We start from the raw sequence: 17138 nt of genomic DNA, 5'->3' as shown, positions 1-17138 counted from the left end.
TGGGGAAAACCTTTCTGTAGAAAGGTTCTTCCCCAGACCCCTTTCCAAAGACTTTTATTAGGCGAGATAAACCCGTCTTAAAAAACACTGGTCAGCTTTACGGAAACTACCCTGCCCAATGACAGAAAGGTAATCCCCTCGCGGCTACCAACGCCTTTATTTACGGGCGTTCTTCGCCCCTAAAAGTTTTTGGAGAGTCCAGAGAACCTTGTTCCAACAAGGTTCTTTGGCCGCCGGAGGCATAAACAAACGCCTACGCGTAATTTTTAAGATCCAACAACAGGTTGCAGGTAATGCTCTTAGGGCTGTTGTACGGTCGTACTGCCATGTAGACTTCAACCTTGTTTTTGGTCGGCCAGCTTATGACAATGTCGCCATCTTTGGGCGGCTCGATCTCTCCGGGGAACACCTCGCCGAGAATCTCGACAGCTTTTGCCATCTCGAAGAGCGGACGCATAAAATAGGATTCGTTGGAGGCAACGGAGGCAGGGGTAGAGTTTAATCGACGATCGGCAATACGGGACACTGTTAATGGATAGACACGACGCATGGCTTTTTGCACCACACGCAGGTTTTCGATTACTTGGTAATCGCCGCCGGAAACATCAAGGAGATGCCCGTCTGTCCAGTACATGCCCTCGTAGTCTGGATACCACCACGGCACGGAATAACGGGCGTCTGCAAGGGCTTTGAGGATAGAGCGGTCTACAGGTCTGCCAAGCTTGTCCTGTGGCTTCTTGGACCACTCGCCGAGAAGATTACCTGTTGCTACACGCATTGGAGAATCCGCCACGGTTACGGCATGGCTTGCCAAGCGCCCTGCGTAGGTGCCGAGTTCGTGCCCCCATAGGTATGGAACAACGGAGACTGTATCGGCTCGTAAGCCTGTAAGCAGCGCAATTGCGGCTTCTGTGTAGATAGCCCACGTGTCTGCTGCTGGGTCGAGCTTGCGGAAAGCAGCAAGAAACAGCGTTGGACGCATGTACTCTGCCATTACCGCTGCCTGCTTGGTCTGCATGGCTTCAATGTCGGTAGATTTTGTAACAGGATCTACAATCACAAAGCCTTCTACGCTTTGCTGCTCCATTACGTAGTCTACTGCTTCTTTCCATGTGAGCACGCCATCGAGCACAAACACACAGGCATTCCAGTTTTGTCCGGCGTTCACCTTTGCCGCTTCCACCTGTGTTTTCAGCACACTTTCACCTTTGCCCAATACGGCATCGAGGTCGGTGTCTGTATTCACCATATGCAAGCTGCCGCGTCCGGTTTCTCCCTGCCCTATGAAGCAGAAAAGGCGTTCCACTTCTTTAAAAGGACCTTGGTTCCGGTTAAGGCGGTTAACTTGCACTATAGGAGTTGCCATTTGCACCTCTTATTTCTTGAGTTGTTCTATGGTTCGGCGGGCTAGGTCGTGCAACATTTGCTGTGCGTGTTCCGGCGTGGCTCCAAGGAATGGACGCGCTGCGGGCTTTGTTTCCCAACAGGTTTTGCCCTGCTTGCCGCCATTCAAAACTTTTAGAATGCGCCCTGCCTGCCCTTGGGTGAGATTTTCGCAAATCCATTTAATAGAGACTCGTTTTAGGCGGGAGCCTTTACCCCGTTTTCTTTTTACAGAGACACGATAACCGGCTGCGTTTAGCGCTTTGGCTTGCGTTCTGGTGGCTGGAGCGCTGTAGTCCGGCGTACCGTAGACCTTACTTGCTCTTGCACTGGTCCACGGTTCTGGGATGCCGTGCTGATGCCTGTAGGCAATTTGCCCTGTAAGCTTGTTTCCGTAAGCAAGCTCCGCTGCATCGTTGCCTCTGCCGTAGACTTGCAGTCCGCGGCGTTTGTTCGGTCTTGCCAGCTTGGTCAGCATACGGCGCTTTACTCTGGCTTCCTTACGCGGAGCCATTGCACGCCCTTCTACTGTGCGCTGCTGCCGAATATTTGTGGCTGCCTGCTTACGTACAGCACGCGCCATGGTCATAACTAGCTTGCGCTGCTCACGCGGCTCCATAGCCAGAATTTGCAGCTGCTCTTTAAGCTTGAGGCGGGACTTTCTATCTACAGAAAATTCAAGCGGGCTAGCTGTCGGCATTGGCTGTACCGTCCATACCTGCCAACTCTTCCGCTACATCAATAGGCACATCTGCCACGCGCCATCGTCTACCGTTAAACAGAATGCTGCCTTGTTCATCCGGCACTATCTGCAACGGTTCTTCAAACTCAATTGCCAGATCAACGTCAGCGGTAAAGTCATCATTCAGGCTTGCGTCTACTTCCGGATCCGCGAGTCCGGCATAGTCACGGTCTTTGTCGTTGTCGTGCAGCCAGCCCATAACCAACAACAGCAATTCGCTACTGTTGCCGTTAAAACCTTCCACCTGAATAAGCGCGTCATACTTGAACACGCCCAGTTCCACGCCGTGTCCTAAGTCGCGCCCTGTGGGGATTGTTTCGCCCCTGTCTGCCACGCTCAGCACTTGCTCTTTGGTTATGCCTGCTGTTTGCAGCAAATAGGTAGTTAAGGCTGTGAGCTTACGCACTAGATAAGCTCCACATCCACACGCCCGCTGCCTAAAAAGTCGGCAATAGCCTGCTCTGCATAGGCAAGAAAGTTGTCCCGTGTTTCTTCGCTTTCCCGTGCTTCGTTTCTGGCTGCTTCCCTGCGATTGATGGTGGCAAACTGAGGCAAAAGCAGCGCCTTGGCGTAAGAAAAAACAGCCCGCTTGTAATGCAGCAACGCTGTTGTTTCGTCTCCCAAGGCGCCGCCCTGCTCATCCTCCGGCATGGAGGCAAGGGAGCCATGTCCACGCATTATCGCTTCACGCTTCCACTCAACCAACTGACGATTCGTCCACACAACGCCTAGCTTCAAGTGATTCACCAACAGCGGCTCTGCATAATCGCGAGGAAGTCGGTAAATTTCTTGAAACTCGGCAACGGAAATTTCCGGCCAGAATCCGTCGTTCTGCACAACGGCGGTAGAAGCTGTAGAAGTGTGTCCGGAGAATGCTGTCATGTTGTTTCCATTAACATTTTAGAGAGACTGGCTTTTTCAAAAACTCGGCGTACACAGTGGCATCCAGTTTTTGAAAAGCCAGTCTTCTCGGGGGTCAAGGAGTATTTAGCTTACGTCCCGTGTGGCTCGTTTGCGACAGTCAGCCAACGCTGTCTTAACCTTCGCACCAAGGCTCAACGCCTCTTCCAGCACATCCACTGCTGCTGTAAATTTTTCTGCACGGGCAAGAACAAGCCCCTGCTGGCGATAAAACTTCGCTGTTACTTCGTCCGGCAAATCCCACGGCTGGCAACACATACCGTCTGCATGGTTAAACACAACTGCAAAATACGGCTGCACGCTATGCCCTGCATCAAACTGCGCATCTGCCCATTCCAGAATCGCATCCGCAACAAACGTTTTTACATCGCGGTTAAAGCGTTCCGGCAGAGCCACGCCTTCGCGCACACACCACAGACCATACTCAACAGCGGTATCCAGCTCGCCAATGTCGAACAGCCAAACCAGATACCAGCCAAGCAGATCATGCGGCGCTGCAATAGCCTTTAAGCGCTCAACATACGCAGAGTACTTAGTTACCAACTCCCGCTTTACATCTGCTTTGCGTTCACGAGAGCTAATGCCCTTCAGCGATTTCAAATCCTGCTCTAAGGCTTTATCCAACAGGGCTAGTAACTGCTGGGTACCCACCAAACCAGTCGGCGCGGTTTTCAACATGTCCGGCTTCTCCCGCTCCGGCTGCCCCGCTTCTGCACGTTTCTTTTGTTCACGTACTTGTTGCTGGTGTGAAAGCATCAAACTCATAACGATCCCCTAATAAAAGTTTTAGGAAGGGGGTCTGGGGGAGAACCCTTTTCCAAAAGGGTTTCCCCCAGCCGCCGGAGGCAAACTAAACCCAGCCGTCGCCCGCAGCGTTCGGCAGTTTGACGTTGTCAAACTCCACTGCAACCAACTGCTCTACATCCTCGACGACGTAACCCTCGTTGCGACTGTTGAAGTCCTCAACGCGATCTTTTTCCGGCTTGTCTTTGATATGACGACGCCACTTGCCGTCTTGGAAGTAGATAGAAAGGTTCTTGTGGTTGGTGATTACCAGACCACGCCCAGGGAAGTTTGATGGAGTCTCCCACGCTAGACCGCCGATGGTCGCCATGGCTGTGTTCATGGCGTTCTTTTCTGTTGGAGTACCTTTGACGGCAAGGAGCAACGCAGCACGCTCGCGTGCTATGAGCTCGTCACCTACCATTACGACTAAGCCTTTACGCTTCCATTTTGGGATGCCTTGCAACATGTCGTTAACGGCAAGATCAAGGTTGGCGTAGTCGCCGCCTTCACCGATTCGAAGCTCGTTAACGGTTGCGCCTTGTTTTATGATGTTCTCCGGCTTGCGGTCACGCATGTACTGGAGCCAACCCGGAAGCACATCCTGCATGAGCGGGTATTTGGTAAGATTGGTATCTTTTGCGGCGTGCGTGCCGTACCAGCCTACAATTTCGCGGTCGTTGGCGATCTGCGCCTGTACGTTGCGGGTGTAGCGATCGTGGAAGTCCGGAAACTTCGCCCATACGTCCATTGTGCGGTAGGTCATGTACACATCGCTGTTCACTTGGTGCAGCTGGTACTCGTATGGTTCCAGACCAAGCACATCACGCGGCATGCGTTCTTTACCGTCAACGCTTGTGTCGGTTCTGCCGGACACTGGGCCGGTAACGCAGCCTAAAATATTCTGCCCCTGCAGCTCGAGCACAGGGATAACGTTGATCTTTGGCAGGAAGGTAGACTGCTCTACAATTTTATCCTGCAACTTTTGCTGAACAGACGGGGAAAGGGAGAACTGCTCCTGTACGGAAGGTACGCCGTAGCCTTCGCAGTAGGCTTTGCACAGGGCGTTGAAGGCTTGTCTTGTTAAGGTGTTCAAGCGCGCCCCCTAGATTAATGCGTTGCCGCTTGCTGGGTTTGCATTTTCCGGAACACTTGTGCTGTAGGCTGCGCCTTCCATGCGTTGCGCCATTGCCCCGAACTGCTCGGCAAGCTTGTTCATGCTTCCCACAAGCGGCTCCAGCTGCGCAGAAAAATTGTTCTCCGGCTCTGCCTTGGCTGGTTCCGGTTCCGGCTGTGCCTGCTGGCTGTTAAAGTTGCCTGCCAAGCCATCAACTGCTGCCTTGGTATCGGTTAACGCACTGAGCAGCTGATTAAACTGTTCTTCGGTCATGCTTTCCTCTTCTGTTTCTGGTTCGTTGTGATTGCTGCCGAACAGCGCAGCTCCTAGACGCTGGAATAAAGAATAGGCTTCTGGCTTTTGTTCGTCCGGCTGCGCTGCGGCAGCAAAAAAGGATGGCAGCTCAACGCCGGAGTAAAACTCTCCGGTCTGCTGGCTGTGCTTGGTACGCTGTGCGGTGAACAGGCGAATCTGCTCAGTCCCGAGCGAGGCAGGAGTATCGGTAATGGCAATACCTGCAAGGTACGCCTTACCGGAGTTACCAAAGTTGTCCCAGATTTCTATGGAGGAATAGAGCTTCTGCCCTTCCTTGTTCTTTTCCAGAAAACGCCAGCCCGGTTTAAACTTGGCGTACAGCTCAACCAGTTCGCCGTTTTCGCGTGCTTCCACTGCGGCTACGGTTCCGTGGTTGCCGAAAAAGCGCTCGTGCTCCGGCCAGATTACGGCTTCGTACGTGCTTGGGCTGTAGGATTCCGCAATATCGCGCAAATCCTGCGGCGCAATTTCGCGGCCATCAATTGTGGCACCGGACTGTGCAACTTTGATAAATTCTGTGTATAACATGCGTAAACAATACACACATGCATGCATGTTACAACGTAATAGAATCCTATAAGACTAGTATAGGACTGTACAAAGGGGAGATATAAAGAAAGGATATGTACTGTAGCAGTATGCCGCAGTATCCAGAAGAAGTAAAAATAGCAGCGCGTGACTTATTTTTGCGTAAACACACCATTGCAGAAATACACAAAATACTCAACTTGTCTAAACGCACGCTCTACCATTGGCGTGATAAAGACGGTTGGGACAACCTGCTACAGCACGAGAGCACCATAAGCGCTACCAAACGCCGCCTTGTGCTGCTCACCGGCAAGGAAGAAAAAACAAAGACCGACCTTGCAGAGCTTAACACGCTCGTCACCATTCTGGAGCGTCTGCAAAAGCTGGATGAGCGCAAACGCAAAGTACAGGAAGAAGCAGATCCGCAGGAAGCAGCCCCGCGCACCAAAAGCACAAAAGGCAACAACAAGCCCAAAAAGAAGATTAAAAACGACGTATCGCACCTAACCGCGGAAGACTTTGCAGAAAAGCTCCACGGCGACTATTTCGTCTATCAGCACGAGCTGCGCGCAGCAAAGCGTTACCGCAACCGCTTTATCCTGAAATCCCGTCAGATAGGCGCCACATGGTACTTTGCGCAGGAAGCGTTTGAAGACGCATGCCTGACAGGTGACAACCAGATTTTTCTTTCCGCCACCCGCGCGCAGGCAGACGTTTTCCGCTGTTACATAATCGCCATTGCCAAGCAAAAGTTCGACATAGAGCTAACAGGCAAAGACAAGCTGGAGCTGCACACAGCCCACGGCACAGCCACGCTCTACTTCCTTTCCAACAACTCAAAAAGCGCGCAGTCCTACCACGGGCACGTATACATTGACGAATGCTTCTGGATTAACAAGTTCAGCGAGCTGTACAAAGTCGCCACCGGCATGGCAACGCACAAAAAGTGGCGGCGCACCATATTCTCCACCCCGTCATGCGTCAGTCACGAGGCATACCCCCTCTGGTCCGGCGAGCTGTACAACAAGCGTTTCAAAACAAAGCGCGTGCAGTTCCCATCCTTCGAGGAGCTGCAACAAGGTGTAGAATGCGTAGACAAAATCTGGCGCAAGATCATCACCATTCAAGACGCAATGTCCGGCGGCTGCGACCTGTTCGACATCAAACAGCTCAAGCTGGAATACAGCCCCGAAGATTTCGCCAACCTCTTTGCCTGCCAGTTCATAGACGGCAGCCTCGGTGTATTCAAACTCTCCGCACTGGAACAATGCTACGCAGACAGCAGCGACTGGCAAGACTACGCGCCCAACGCCAACCGCCCGTTCGGCAACATCCCCGTCTGGGGAGGGTACGACCCGTCCCGCAGTCGCGACGATGCATCCTTCGTCATCATAGCGCCGCCACTGGAGCCGCAAGGCACTTTCCGCGTTCTCGCCCGCTACAAGTGGATAGGACAGTCCCTGCGCTGGCAAGCCGAGCAGATCAAACAACTCACCCAGCGTTACAACTTCACCTACATAGGCATGGACACAACCGGACCCGGTCTCGGTGTCCTCGAAATGGTGCAGGCCTTCTACCCGCAAGTAACGCCAATCCATTACGGACTACAAACAAAGACGCACCTAGTCCTAAAGACCCAAGACGTAATCAACACAAACCGCATCCACTGGGACGCGTCCCTCACCGACATCGCCGGAGCCTTCCTAACAGTAAAGCAAACCGCAACACCAAACGGGCACATAACCTACGCCGCAAACAGAACAACCGACACCGGACACGCAGACGTGGCATGGGCGATAATGCATGCGTTGCATAATGAGCCGCTTGCACAGCTGCCGAGCGGTGGCAGTGATTTCGCCATGAGTGCATAGTTTTTTGTTTGCCTCCGGCGGCTGGGGGAAACCCTGTTGCACTGTCGCTATCCGTAATCTCTCGTTCCTTGAGAACGGCTACCGCTTTGGAAAAGGGTTCTCCCCCAGACCCCCTTCCTAAAACTTTTATTAGGCGAGGTAAGCCCGTCATAAAACACGCTGGAGAGCTTGAAGATTACTACCAGAACATTACCGAAAGGTAGTCCCCTCGCGGCTACCAACAACATAAACAACGGGCGCCCTTCGCCCCTAAAAGTTTTTGGAGATTTTTAAGAACCTTTTGCAAAAGGTTCTTGAAGCCCCGCTGGCAAGCGCCGTCGGAGACATAAAAGGAATCGTATGAAAGAAGAGACGAAAGTAGACGTGGAAGCGTTCAGCTTCGGTGATCCGGAACCAGTTCTGGACGGGCATTCTATGATGGACAGCTTGGGCATCTGGCTGATGGACAACGGACGCTACTACAGCACGCCGGTGTCACTACTGGGTCTGGCGAAACTCTTGAGGGCGAATGCGTACCACGGACCTATTCTGGAGTTTAAGACGAACATGGTCATGCGCGGCTTTAACGGGAATAGCTTGCTGACTAGAAGGGAGATGAAATGCGCAGTTATGGACTACAACGTGTTTGCTAACTGCTACTTTCAGCTGGTGCGTAACTTTTATGGTGAGATTATCGGCGTAAGGCACTTGCAGGCTGTGAACATGCGGCGGCTTAAGGAGGCGGGACGGTTTGGAATGCTTACCACCACTGGCGAGCTTGTGGAGTTCAAAGCGGACGAGGTGGTGCATATTTTGAACTATGATGTGAGCCAGAAGATCTATGGTCAACCGGGATACTTGGGCGCGATTCAGTCTATGCTGCTGAATGAGGATGCTACGCTGTTCCGCCGTAGATATTACAAGAACGGCGCGCATGTGGGGTACATTTTTTACTCGACCGCTGCAGGGCTGGAGGAAGAGACACGCGCACGTATTAAAAAGGCAATTGAGCAGTCAAAAGGTATTGGCAACTTTAAAAACATGTTCCTTCACATTGGCGGAGCAGACAAAGACGCCATCCAGATCAAGCCCGTGGGCGACTTCAGCACCAAGGACGATCTGGAAAAAATTAAAAACATCTCCCGCGACGACATAATAGCCGCGCACCGCATGCCCCCTGCTTTGGCTGCCATTATTCCAGAAAACCAAACAGGCAGCTTTGGCGACATAGAAAAGATAGACGCAGTCTACCAGCGCAACGAGATTGCCCCAATCAGGGAAGACCTTCTGGAGATAAATCAGTATTTACCAAAACTTGCGCAAGTAAGCTTTGACACTGTAGATGCGCCCACTTTATAATGATGATTATTCAATAAGGAAGACACATTATGAGTAGATCTGTTGTTCAGCGCTGCTGTGTATGCGGGCATGAAGCACGCATAGAATCCAGTAAAATTATTTCCGACAAGCTCAAACTGCTCTACTGCGGCTGCAAAGACCCAACCTGCGGTCACACATGGGTAATGAACTTGGAATTCTCCCACACCTTAAGCCCTTCAGCGCTGAAGTTACCGGAAGAATTACGTGAGAAAGTTAAGACTGTGCCGCCAGCGCAGCAACAGAATTTATTTGCATAAGGGGGGACTAACTAGTGACTCAAGATATAAAAACTGAATTCTTTCAGTGCTTAGAGGAATTCCTTAAGCTTAATTATCAAAACGATCAAAATGAACATGTAAACCTGTTAAGACGTTTTTGGGACACCATGAATGGTGCTCAAGGAGCTAGAAGTGAAATTTTACAATATTTTTTAAACGATTTTAAAAATGAACTTACTCCAATTTTTACTCTACAACAGGATATTACAAGCGCTAATTTAAACAACCTTGCAATTAACCTCTCTCGAATAGCTATTTACGTTTTTATAGTTTCAAATGAAAGTATGAAAATTTTGTATTTCATTAACTACTTAGAGGATAATTTACCTGCTACAAACCGTCTAACAGAACACCTGCTAACAACAAAAAAAGTAACCGATTTTAAATATAAACAACTCTACGACAACAGCCTGCTCTTTTCACAACACACTGAAGAACTTGACAAATCATTAAACAAATTAGCTACAGCAACAGCAGAGGAACTAGCTAACAAACTTGAAACGGTCACAACTGAAATTACATCAACAAAAGACACGTTAGCAAAACAACTAGAAGACGAAAAAAATACAGCTGAAAAAATTATTGCTAAATACAACAACATCTCAAATGCCGCACTAGATAAGCTTTCTTCATCTTTTGCAAACTTTTCCGAAAAGAAAAAAATAGAAATGGACAAATGGCTTAAAGCCACAAAAAAATTTGGATGGCTTGCCGTGCTTATTGCTATTGCTGCCATCATTCTTCACCCTGCCACTGGGTTAATTTCCACCCTTGAAGCGGCAAAGGGAGCCGAAGAAACATTCAACGCACTCTTTAGTAGTAACACACTATACTTCATAGCAATTGAAGCATTAATTATCTATTTTTTTAGAATTTCATTGAACAACTTCTACGCTGCTCGCGACGAGCTACTTCAACTCGAAATACGAGAGGCACTTTGTAAGTTTGCCCCAACATATACCGCTTTTGCCGATGCTGACGACACTAGACTAGACAACTTTACTAAACATATATTCAGCCCATTAGCTTCAAAACTTAACCCAACACCACACCCTTTGGATTTTCTTGGGCAGGTCTGCAACGTTGTTAACAATGGCAAAAAAAAATGAGAACCTGATTCCTCCACAGATCGTGGAGAAAAGAAAGAATAAGAATGCAGAAACTACGCTCACTCTTTGACTTTGAAAACGAAACTTATCCAAATTACTCAGAACAGCTCTTTAAGCACAGAAGAAACTTACTAGTCATTTCAACAATTATTATCTCACGATATTGTTGGAATATTCAAATTAAGGATCTGCCATACATAGAACTACCCAACAATCAAGCAACATTAGATTCACTACTGTTCTGGATTCTTGTTTATATGGCGATAATGTTTCTTGTCACTGCATCCTCAGAAATGCGCATACATTACAAGCATGACTTTGGAAATAATCCTATTAAACTACTCTTCCTCTGTCTCGTCGTATTACCCATCAAATTAATCAAAGCAATATTCACTAGTTATTCAACAAAAAGCATAACTTACCTTAGAACATTCATGGACATCAGCTTCCCTGCGATATTAGCACTCACCGCAATAGTCCAAAGCTTAATTCAAATAATATAAAAAAGCCCCGCTGGTTAGCGGGGCTTTTTCTTTATCTCTTCTACTTTTGTTTTACTCGGGCTTTTTCAGAGCTGCATCTACTGCGTCAGAATCTAGCACGCAGAGGCAGTCGTTGAGGGAGCGTTCTAGCGAGTACCATGTGTGCTTAAGCTCTGGGTAATCTTCGCCGAGCTTTTCGTGCAACATACGTAAGGTGCTTGCTACATCGTACAACTGAGTAATCGGATCTACAGTAAGGGAAGTGTCGTTCTGTGCCATGAGGCAGCTCCTAGTTGGTTATTTGTTGAATTTATTCGCGCTATGTTGAGTTCACGCAAATAAAAAAAGATCGGGAGCTTCAACAGTCGCCCAACTAGATACGACCAGAGGGATTTCCCCTTGCGGGTATTGTATAGCCCTCGTACTCCCGACCAAAAATTAGCTTGGTAAATGTAATTTTGCTGCTCTGTATTCGCCGGATACACGTATCCTAAGGACACGTAAACCCAAACGCTGGGCGCAAAAAAACCACTTCTTACGGGAGCGGAAAGCCGCTAGTCGGAAAACTTAAAAACTTAGGCGTGTTGAAGCACCTAGGGAGAAATATGTCGTTTTTTTGGGTGGGTGTCAAATGGGGCGGGGGAGCAGCATTTTAAAAAGCTGCCCCAAGTTATTACTATCATCCTGCTCATGCTGTAATCCTTAATTGATTCATATTCTGAGCAAACATCTCAACAGATGGACAGTCATAATAGAAAAAGTCATTATCCAATGCTTGGCGAAGCTCATGCTCAACAGGAAGTTCTCCAATTAAGTAGGTAAAAATACTCTTCATTCTGTCAATACTTCGTTCCTCAGAGTCAAAGAAAGAATGAATATCAACAAGTTCCAAGCTTCCTTCAAGAGCTTTGGCAAAAACTTCAGGAGATATAACCTTCATAAACCCCAAACCAATATAAACAAGCTTACTACTAAGAGCTACTCCATGCCCTCTCCCTATAAAACCAGCTGAATACGCATGTGCCTTTATGATACTTCTCAAGGAGAGCTGCTTAGATAGCACCACTGGAGTAAACCAATTTCCTGGAACTGTGCTGTCACATGTATCAATCACATAGTTACAAAAAGTTTCATAAAACTCTTTTTGGTAAGCTTGATTTCCATTCGGAAGACTAAATACAACATCATAAAACTTTTGAAGGTAAGTTGCCCCGTCAATCTCTGAACCATACTCACATTTTACAACCTTACTTAGTTGGTCAAGGTTGGTTACAAGTAAAAAATGAACATTAGGTACAGAAAAGAAGTGTTTAATCTTTTCAAGTAACTCTAATGCAAAAGTAGGCTTACAGCGATCTAGTTCATCAATAACAAAAATAAGTGGGCGTTTTGTATCATTGGGGTCTAAACTGTCGACACTAACTGAACCGAGCCGTAAGGCAGCCATGGATAGTTGTTTTGCGATTTCAGACAGTTGTTCTGAAAAATCTTCAAACGCTCTTTTCTCTTCACTCCTTATGGCAAATTTTGAGTCAATCAAATCTGATATCGCCGTTCCAATTTCTTTGCCGCCGTTTTCGACACCATCTTTAATCAATTCTGCTGAGAACTCACCAAACTCTTCTTTCAACTGGGCGAATTCTTCATCACCAATCACCTTCCCAGCAAGTTTTTTGGCAATACCATTACCCGTAATCTTTAAAAAATTAACTCCACGTTTGCGGGCAGCTTGATAAAACTTATTTCCCTTCTCAACGAGACGGCTTTTAAGCTCTTCAGGAAGAACTGACTCTTCGCTTTCTTTCACTGCGTTACAATACTCTTCTGCCTTGGCAAAAACTTCTCCTACCAGTGCCATAAAAGCATCATTTGTATAATCATTCTTAAACGCATCAAACTCAATTACCGGATACCCAGCATTGCGCATGTGCCCGCACCACATTTTAATGAAGGTACTCTTACCACTCCCCCATGGAGCATCGAGCACACCAACAAGTGGGTCATCAAACTTCGCATAAAAATCTTTCAGCTGCTCACCAAATTTTGCATACCCAAAAATATCGTGCCCATTAAAACCATCTCTTGGACCAATAACCGGCTCTGGTGGAAAAAGACGCATATATATCTCCAAATAGTTCCATTAGATTTCAAATAGGCGCTAACCATTCCAGAACATAGATAATTTGTACAGAAATGAGATGTGCAACCCGAAAAAAAGACAAAAAAATTCCCCCAAGCTAGTAAAGGTTGGGGGATGGAAATTTTTTAGGCAGCAACTTTATTATCCACTGCTTCTTTTTTGTCTTCTTCGACAGCCTTATCATTCTGAGAACTTTTCACATCACGTGGCTGAATAGACACCTTCGATCCTCTCAGACCTTTTGTTATCTCAACGACACCTTCACCGTATTTCTCTGCCAATTCCAATAACTTCATCATAGGCAAATCAGACTTTGCTTCATTCACCAAAGCGCTAGGATTAGCTCCTGAAGCTGCCAAGGATTGCTCTAATAACTTCTCAGCTAGTGCGCTTGCCTTTTCAGGATTTTTAATTTTGCCAATTTCTGATTGAAGACCGTTGTAGGTAAATGCCAATGTCTTTTTGTATCTATATTCTTCTGCAAGTCGCCTATATAAATTAGAGTTCTTACTTGCAATAAACACAACAAACATCATTGGTAACTCAAATGATGCAAAAAACATAATTCGCCCATATGGAGCGTATTGCTGAACCCATGCTGGAAAACTAAAATAATGATCCCATGCAAGCGGAACTGCCGCTAATGAGGCAACAGAAAATAATAACAGGATGTTCCAAACGATATTCGAGTAAAAGTGTTTTTTCTCTGCTTCTGCATATGCCTTACCGAGCCCCTCATTAGTTGCCCCACCTCTTAGCTCAGCAATCTCTTGATAAAGTTTTTCATACCGTTCCTGATACTTAAACCGTTCAAGCTCTATCTCTGACATCACACTCTCTATTTCTTCAAAACGCCCAATCGTTCGTTCTCCCTCTAAACAGTAAACCCTATCCTCTTCATCAATGAAACATGTTGCCTGCTCTTCTGGAGAGAGTTTTTGATATTCTTCTAATGAAATCTCTTTTTGATTCACATCAGACGTACCCATAAATTTATTATAGAAATCAAAAAGCTTTTTCTCTTTCTTTTGCAATCCATCGAAAGCGTCACTGAGATAAGCCATCTTCCCATACCAGCTTTCAAGCCGTTGATCTAAATTTCCAAACGTATCTTCAACAAAGGAAGCTTGATCATCTCTTAACTTCTTATATTGAGTTTCGATCTTATCTTGAAATTGAGTGGTTGATTTCTTTAAGCTCTCTATTATTTGTTGCTGACTTTGGAGTGAAGATTTCAAGTCTGCAATCTCATCCTCAAGAACACGAATTCGTTTCCGTTCAGATGAACTTCCACTCATTAATCCACCTTGCGCAGCCCCATGAACGTAAGGAATAGCATCCGTCTCATAAGCGGCCTTATCAAACCCCTCTGCACGACTAGCTCTTACAGCCCTATCAACCAGCTCTTGATATTTACTTTTTTTATCTTCAGCCACACCGCCCTCCCAATATCCATTCTAATGCTAACTCTAGGATCTTTCCAACCCCGGAAGATACAGCCAATCTCTAAATAGAAATAAGTTTATTTGAAAATTTCTCTTTGTTTCTGGGCGTTACATAAGATTTCACACTTTGTAAATATGTGCTTACTTCTATTTCGTTAAGTACAAAAAAACTCCCCCGACCTCATCAAGAGATTGGGGGAGTAAGTTGTCTAACCAGACACTCTAAGCCTGATCTGTTTCTTCAAAATCTTCAATCTGCGGTGGTTCAAGAGCAAACCAATTGAATTTAAATACTCTTTCGCGTTCAATATCTAACTCGTCCTCTGAGACAGTAATCAACCCCTCTCCCGGACACCCTGTATCTTTTCGTACCACAAGAACAGTCAATGCTGGATATCCGACTTCATCACAGTGATACATTATCGGTCCCAAGTAGGTACCTATGAAGTCAGCTCTGCCTACACCCAAAATTCTTGCAATCTCGCCATAGGTGTAGCTTTTCCGTTCCCTAGCAGCACAAATAAGAATGCTCCAAATCTGGAGCGCACGTTGATACTTCGTCATGGTTCCCCCAATTTAAAATTTCTCTTTGTTTCTGAGGGTTACATAAGATCTCACACTTTGTAAACATGTGCTTACTTCTATTTCATCTAGTACAAAAAACTCCCCCGAACTCATCAAGAGATCGGGGGAGATTTTTCCTGTTCTATTACAGCAATCGTTGAACAGCAAAACCAACCAGCAAGCTACACGTATATGAATATAGCGTACCTAGCAGTACATATTCTGTTTTTATTACATGTTCCGCATTGCTCAATTCACCGAAACGGAAAATAGATTTTGCGGCAAATAAAAAACCTACTGCTGATATGTGATTGGTAATAACAAAAGTTAGAATAAGCGTGCGCTCTAAGTAGCCTATCCATTTTCCGGCTTGCTTAAGAGAGTCAGCCGTTACAGCATCATCTCTGGTCTGCCCTACCTGTCCATTTTGAGGTGCCCATTTTTGCAGCAGCATTCCTATTAGGATGCCTGTAGGCATATACAACACAAAATATGCAAGAAACAAAAGAGACCACTTGGTGTAGTTAGCATTTTTTACAAGCTCTACTACCACACCACCTTGTGCTGTGATCCACATCCATAAGCCTACAATAACCACAAGATGGAGTAGCTGGTCTAAAAGAAATGATAGCGTATTTTTTTGTGCATAAGTTTTCGCCAGATCAATTCCAAGGTGACTTATACAAATAACCGCAGCTGCGCCTAAGCTTGGAAGAAACGCTTTTGCATCTTGCGCTGCATAAAAAGCAAAAACAATCAGGCCGGAAAAAACGGCATGCAACAGTACATGAATATATAAGGAAGGTGCGGCAAAATGTTTTTCATTCTTTTCCGCAACCCATGCATCTTTTTGAAAAAGAAAATCTGCTAAAAAATGCCCAATTAAAAGCAGCAACAGCCAGTTAAGATTGGGAATGCTCATCTAACCCTCCTGCCTCGTATATAAACTTTGCCAAACCTAAAAGAACCTCATAGCCGCCACGTTTAAGTGCACGCGAAACATTGGCAGGAGAAATTTGCAGTTGCTCTGCTGCTTCCTTTGCAGTTTTTGCATACAGCCTTGCCCTAACGGCTCTTGCTGTTGTCTGGCTCCAACCGCTAATTATGTAATCCATCGTTTGCGCCAGCACAGAAAACTTTTGCTCTTCAACCATTATCTGCATGCGGGTGTTAGCAGATAACGAGTCTAGATTTCTTCCGGAATGCAGATAGGCAGCGCCATACGCTCCATCGCTTTCTTTCTCTTCACCAAACGCAATAGAAATTTTTGCATCCCACTTGGCATTTTGAGCTCTTAACGAAGCACGTATATACAAGGCACAAAGCAGCCCTTCTTCTGGCAAGGTCGTAATCTGAAATTCATCCCCTCTATATAAATCAGAGCGCAATATTTTTTGCTTGTTTTTCAGCTCTTCTAAAATGCTGTTTATCGCCTCAAGGTAAAGCGCTGTCTGCCCCCCTTGGGAATCAATCAAGTCTCCTGTCAGCACGCACACTGTATCCATTGCTTCCTCCACGCTAGCATTGTTCCCTACTTCAACCGAACACAAAAGTTGCTCTCTAATACGCAATTTAGGGCAAATTGCTCTTTAAAGCGCAATTTAATGCTAATTGCTTTCTAGGGAGCAATTCTACTCCAATTACGTATTCGGTCAACGCAAAAAGCAATAATTTCAAACAATGAGAAAAAAGCTCCCCAAATAATCGTCGGGGAAGGGAGTTTTTTCATCACCAATCAACTCTCTATAAGCAAAACGAAAACACTAAGAATGGATATTCTCTAGACGCCCATCTATATAGTGTGACTTGTGTGACCCGCGTTATTTTTAAAAATTAACCTATTAAATTAACTAACAAAAATGGGTCACACTACTAGTGTGACCCGAAACAAACATAAACAGAAATACTACAATATATTCAAGCACTTAAATAAAACACAAAGGTCACAGTAGTAGTGTGACAAACTGTGGTTTTGCTAGTGTGACCTGTCACACTTTGGTCACACTTTTTTAGCTAAAAATATTCAATTAAATCAGTCAAGTTCACGTAGGTCACACAAGTCACACTTCTTTTAGGGGGTCGTCTAGAATAATCGACCCCC

General features: G+C 46.3%; 17 protein-coding genes. 4 read left to right on the top strand and 13 right to left on the bottom strand.

Annotated features, from left to right (window positions below):
• Positions 1 to 253: 253 nt before the first annotated feature.
• The 7 genes from BUR09_RS01880 to BUR09_RS01850 form a co-directional block, all read right to left on the bottom strand.
• Positions 254 to 1366: a DUF2586 domain-containing protein gene (locus BUR09_RS01880; protein WP_074215262.1), complete on the bottom strand. Its 1113-nt coding sequence runs from the start codon at positions 1364 to 1366 to the stop codon at positions 254 to 256.
• Positions 1367 to 1375: 9 nt separating this feature from the next.
• Positions 1376 to 2083, bottom strand: a complete 708-nt coding sequence (locus BUR09_RS01875) for a phage virion morphogenesis protein (RefSeq protein WP_074215261.1) — start codon at positions 2081 to 2083, stop codon at positions 1376 to 1378.
• Positions 2070 to 2531: a phage tail protein gene (locus BUR09_RS01870; RefSeq protein WP_074215260.1), complete on the bottom strand. Its 462-nt coding sequence runs from the start codon at positions 2529 to 2531 to the stop codon at positions 2070 to 2072. The genes BUR09_RS01875 and BUR09_RS01870 overlap by 14 nt, the downstream gene beginning before the upstream one ends.
• A complete protein-coding gene (locus tag BUR09_RS01865) occupies positions 2531 to 3007 on the bottom strand; it encodes a head completion/stabilization protein (protein WP_074215259.1) in 477 nt (158 codons plus the stop codon). Before BUR09_RS01865 ends, BUR09_RS01870 begins: the two co-directional genes overlap by 1 nt.
• A 105-nt stretch (positions 3008 to 3112) precedes the next feature.
• Positions 3113 to 3811, bottom strand: a complete 699-nt coding sequence (gpM, locus tag BUR09_RS01860) for a phage terminase small subunit (RefSeq protein WP_074215258.1) — start codon at positions 3809 to 3811, stop codon at positions 3113 to 3115.
• A gap of 85 nt (positions 3812 to 3896) precedes the next feature.
• Complete coding sequence (locus BUR09_RS01855; RefSeq protein ID WP_074215257.1) at positions 3897 to 4925, bottom strand: phage major capsid protein, P2 family; 1029 nt, start codon at positions 4923 to 4925, stop codon at positions 3897 to 3899.
• A 9-nt stretch (positions 4926 to 4934) separates the two neighbouring features.
• Positions 4935 to 5789, bottom strand: a complete 855-nt coding sequence (locus tag BUR09_RS01850) for a GPO family capsid scaffolding protein (RefSeq protein ID WP_175565968.1) — start codon at positions 5787 to 5789, stop codon at positions 4935 to 4937.
• A gap of 110 nt (positions 5790 to 5899) precedes the next feature.
• Here BUR09_RS01850 and BUR09_RS01845 point away from each other — a divergent pair, with 110 nt between their 5' ends.
• The 4 genes from BUR09_RS01845 (at position 5900) to BUR09_RS01830 (ending at position 10406) form a co-directional block, all read left to right on the top strand.
• Positions 5900 to 7660: a terminase large subunit domain-containing protein gene (locus BUR09_RS01845; protein ID WP_074215255.1), complete on the top strand. Its 1761-nt coding sequence runs from the start codon at positions 5900 to 5902 to the stop codon at positions 7658 to 7660.
• A 339-nt stretch (positions 7661 to 7999) separates the two neighbouring features.
• Complete coding sequence (locus BUR09_RS01840; protein WP_074215254.1) at positions 8000 to 8998, top strand: phage portal protein; 999 nt, start codon at positions 8000 to 8002, stop codon at positions 8996 to 8998.
• 29 nt (positions 8999 to 9027) lie between these two features.
• Positions 9028 to 9276, top strand: coding sequence for an ogr/Delta-like zinc finger family protein (locus tag BUR09_RS01835; protein WP_074215253.1), 249 nt, complete (start codon positions 9028 to 9030; stop codon positions 9274 to 9276).
• 14 nt (positions 9277 to 9290) lie between these two features.
• Positions 9291 to 10406 carry a hypothetical protein gene (locus tag BUR09_RS01830; RefSeq protein ID WP_074215252.1) on the top strand — a complete coding sequence of 372 codons (1116 nt, stop codon included), beginning with the start codon at positions 9291 to 9293 and terminating at the stop codon, positions 10404 to 10406.
• Between the two features lie 554 nt (positions 10407 to 10960).
• Here the strand turns inward: BUR09_RS01830 and BUR09_RS01820 are convergent.
• The 6 genes from BUR09_RS01820 to BUR09_RS01795 form a co-directional block, all read right to left on the bottom strand.
• A complete protein-coding gene (locus BUR09_RS01820) occupies positions 10961 to 11167 on the bottom strand; it encodes a hypothetical protein (RefSeq protein ID WP_074215250.1) in 207 nt (68 codons plus the stop codon).
• Between the two features lie 409 nt (positions 11168 to 11576).
• Positions 11577 to 13007, bottom strand: coding sequence for a KAP family P-loop NTPase fold protein (locus tag BUR09_RS01815; protein WP_074215249.1), 1431 nt, complete (start codon positions 13005 to 13007; stop codon positions 11577 to 11579).
• Between the two features lie 146 nt (positions 13008 to 13153).
• Positions 13154 to 14464 carry a hypothetical protein gene (locus BUR09_RS01810; RefSeq protein ID WP_074215248.1) on the bottom strand — a complete coding sequence of 437 codons (1311 nt, stop codon included), beginning with the start codon at positions 14462 to 14464 and terminating at the stop codon, positions 13154 to 13156.
• Between the two features lie 231 nt (positions 14465 to 14695).
• Positions 14696 to 15037 carry a hypothetical protein gene (locus BUR09_RS01805; RefSeq protein ID WP_074215247.1) on the bottom strand — a complete coding sequence of 114 codons (342 nt, stop codon included), beginning with the start codon at positions 15035 to 15037 and terminating at the stop codon, positions 14696 to 14698.
• A gap of 145 nt (positions 15038 to 15182) precedes the next feature.
• Positions 15183 to 15959, bottom strand: a complete 777-nt coding sequence (locus tag BUR09_RS01800) for a DUF3307 domain-containing protein (protein ID WP_074215246.1) — start codon at positions 15957 to 15959, stop codon at positions 15183 to 15185.
• Complete coding sequence (locus tag BUR09_RS01795) at positions 15940 to 16542, bottom strand: hypothetical protein (RefSeq protein WP_074215245.1); 603 nt, start codon at positions 16540 to 16542, stop codon at positions 15940 to 15942. Before BUR09_RS01795 ends, BUR09_RS01800 begins: the two co-directional genes overlap by 20 nt.
• Positions 16543 to 17138: the final 596 nt, after the last annotated feature.

The sequence above is a fragment of the Halodesulfovibrio marinisediminis DSM 17456 genome (assembly GCF_900129975.1).
Lineage (GTDB): Bacteria > Desulfobacterota > Desulfovibrionia > Desulfovibrionales > Desulfovibrionaceae > Halodesulfovibrio > Halodesulfovibrio marinisediminis.
The sequence above is the reverse complement of the archived record's forward strand: the minus strand, read 5'-3'. Positions and strand labels throughout refer to the sequence as shown.

Bases quoted from the DNA above. Each gene is read 5' to 3' on its own strand.
- gpM (WP_074215258.1), bottom strand. From the start codon at position 3,811: ATGAGTTTGATGCTTTCACACCAGCAACAAGTACGTGAACAAAAGAAA.
- BUR09_RS01835 (WP_074215253.1), top strand. From the start codon at position 9,028: ATGAGTAGATCTGTTGTTCAGCGCTGCTGTGTATGCGGGCATGAAGCA.
- BUR09_RS01880 (WP_074215262.1), bottom strand. From the start codon at position 1,366: ATGGCAACTCCTATAGTGCAAGTTAACCGCCTTAACCGGAACCAAGGT.
- BUR09_RS01850 (WP_175565968.1), bottom strand. From the start codon at position 5,789: ATGTTATACACAGAATTTATCAAAGTTGCACAGTCCGGTGCCACAATT.
- BUR09_RS01820 (WP_074215250.1), bottom strand. From the start codon at position 11,167: ATGGCACAGAACGACACTTCCCTTACTGTAGATCCGATTACTCAGTTG.
- BUR09_RS01875 (WP_074215261.1), bottom strand. From the start codon at position 2,083: ATGCCGACAGCTAGCCCGCTTGAATTTTCTGTAGATAGAAAGTCCCGC.
- BUR09_RS01840 (WP_074215254.1), top strand. From the start codon at position 8,000: ATGAAAGAAGAGACGAAAGTAGACGTGGAAGCGTTCAGCTTCGGTGAT.
- BUR09_RS01865 (WP_074215259.1), bottom strand. From the start codon at position 3,007: ATGACAGCATTCTCCGGACACACTTCTACAGCTTCTACCGCCGTTGTG.
- BUR09_RS01815 (WP_074215249.1), bottom strand. From the start codon at position 13,007: ATGCGTCTTTTTCCACCAGAGCCGGTTATTGGTCCAAGAGATGGTTTT.
- BUR09_RS01845 (WP_074215255.1), top strand. From the start codon at position 5,900: ATGCCGCAGTATCCAGAAGAAGTAAAAATAGCAGCGCGTGACTTATTT.
- BUR09_RS01805 (WP_074215247.1), bottom strand. From the start codon at position 15,037: ATGACGAAGTATCAACGTGCGCTCCAGATTTGGAGCATTCTTATTTGT.
- BUR09_RS01800 (WP_074215246.1), bottom strand. From the start codon at position 15,959: ATGAGCATTCCCAATCTTAACTGGCTGTTGCTGCTTTTAATTGGGCAT.
- BUR09_RS01795 (WP_074215245.1), bottom strand. From the start codon at position 16,542: ATGGATACAGTGTGCGTGCTGACAGGAGACTTGATTGATTCCCAAGGG.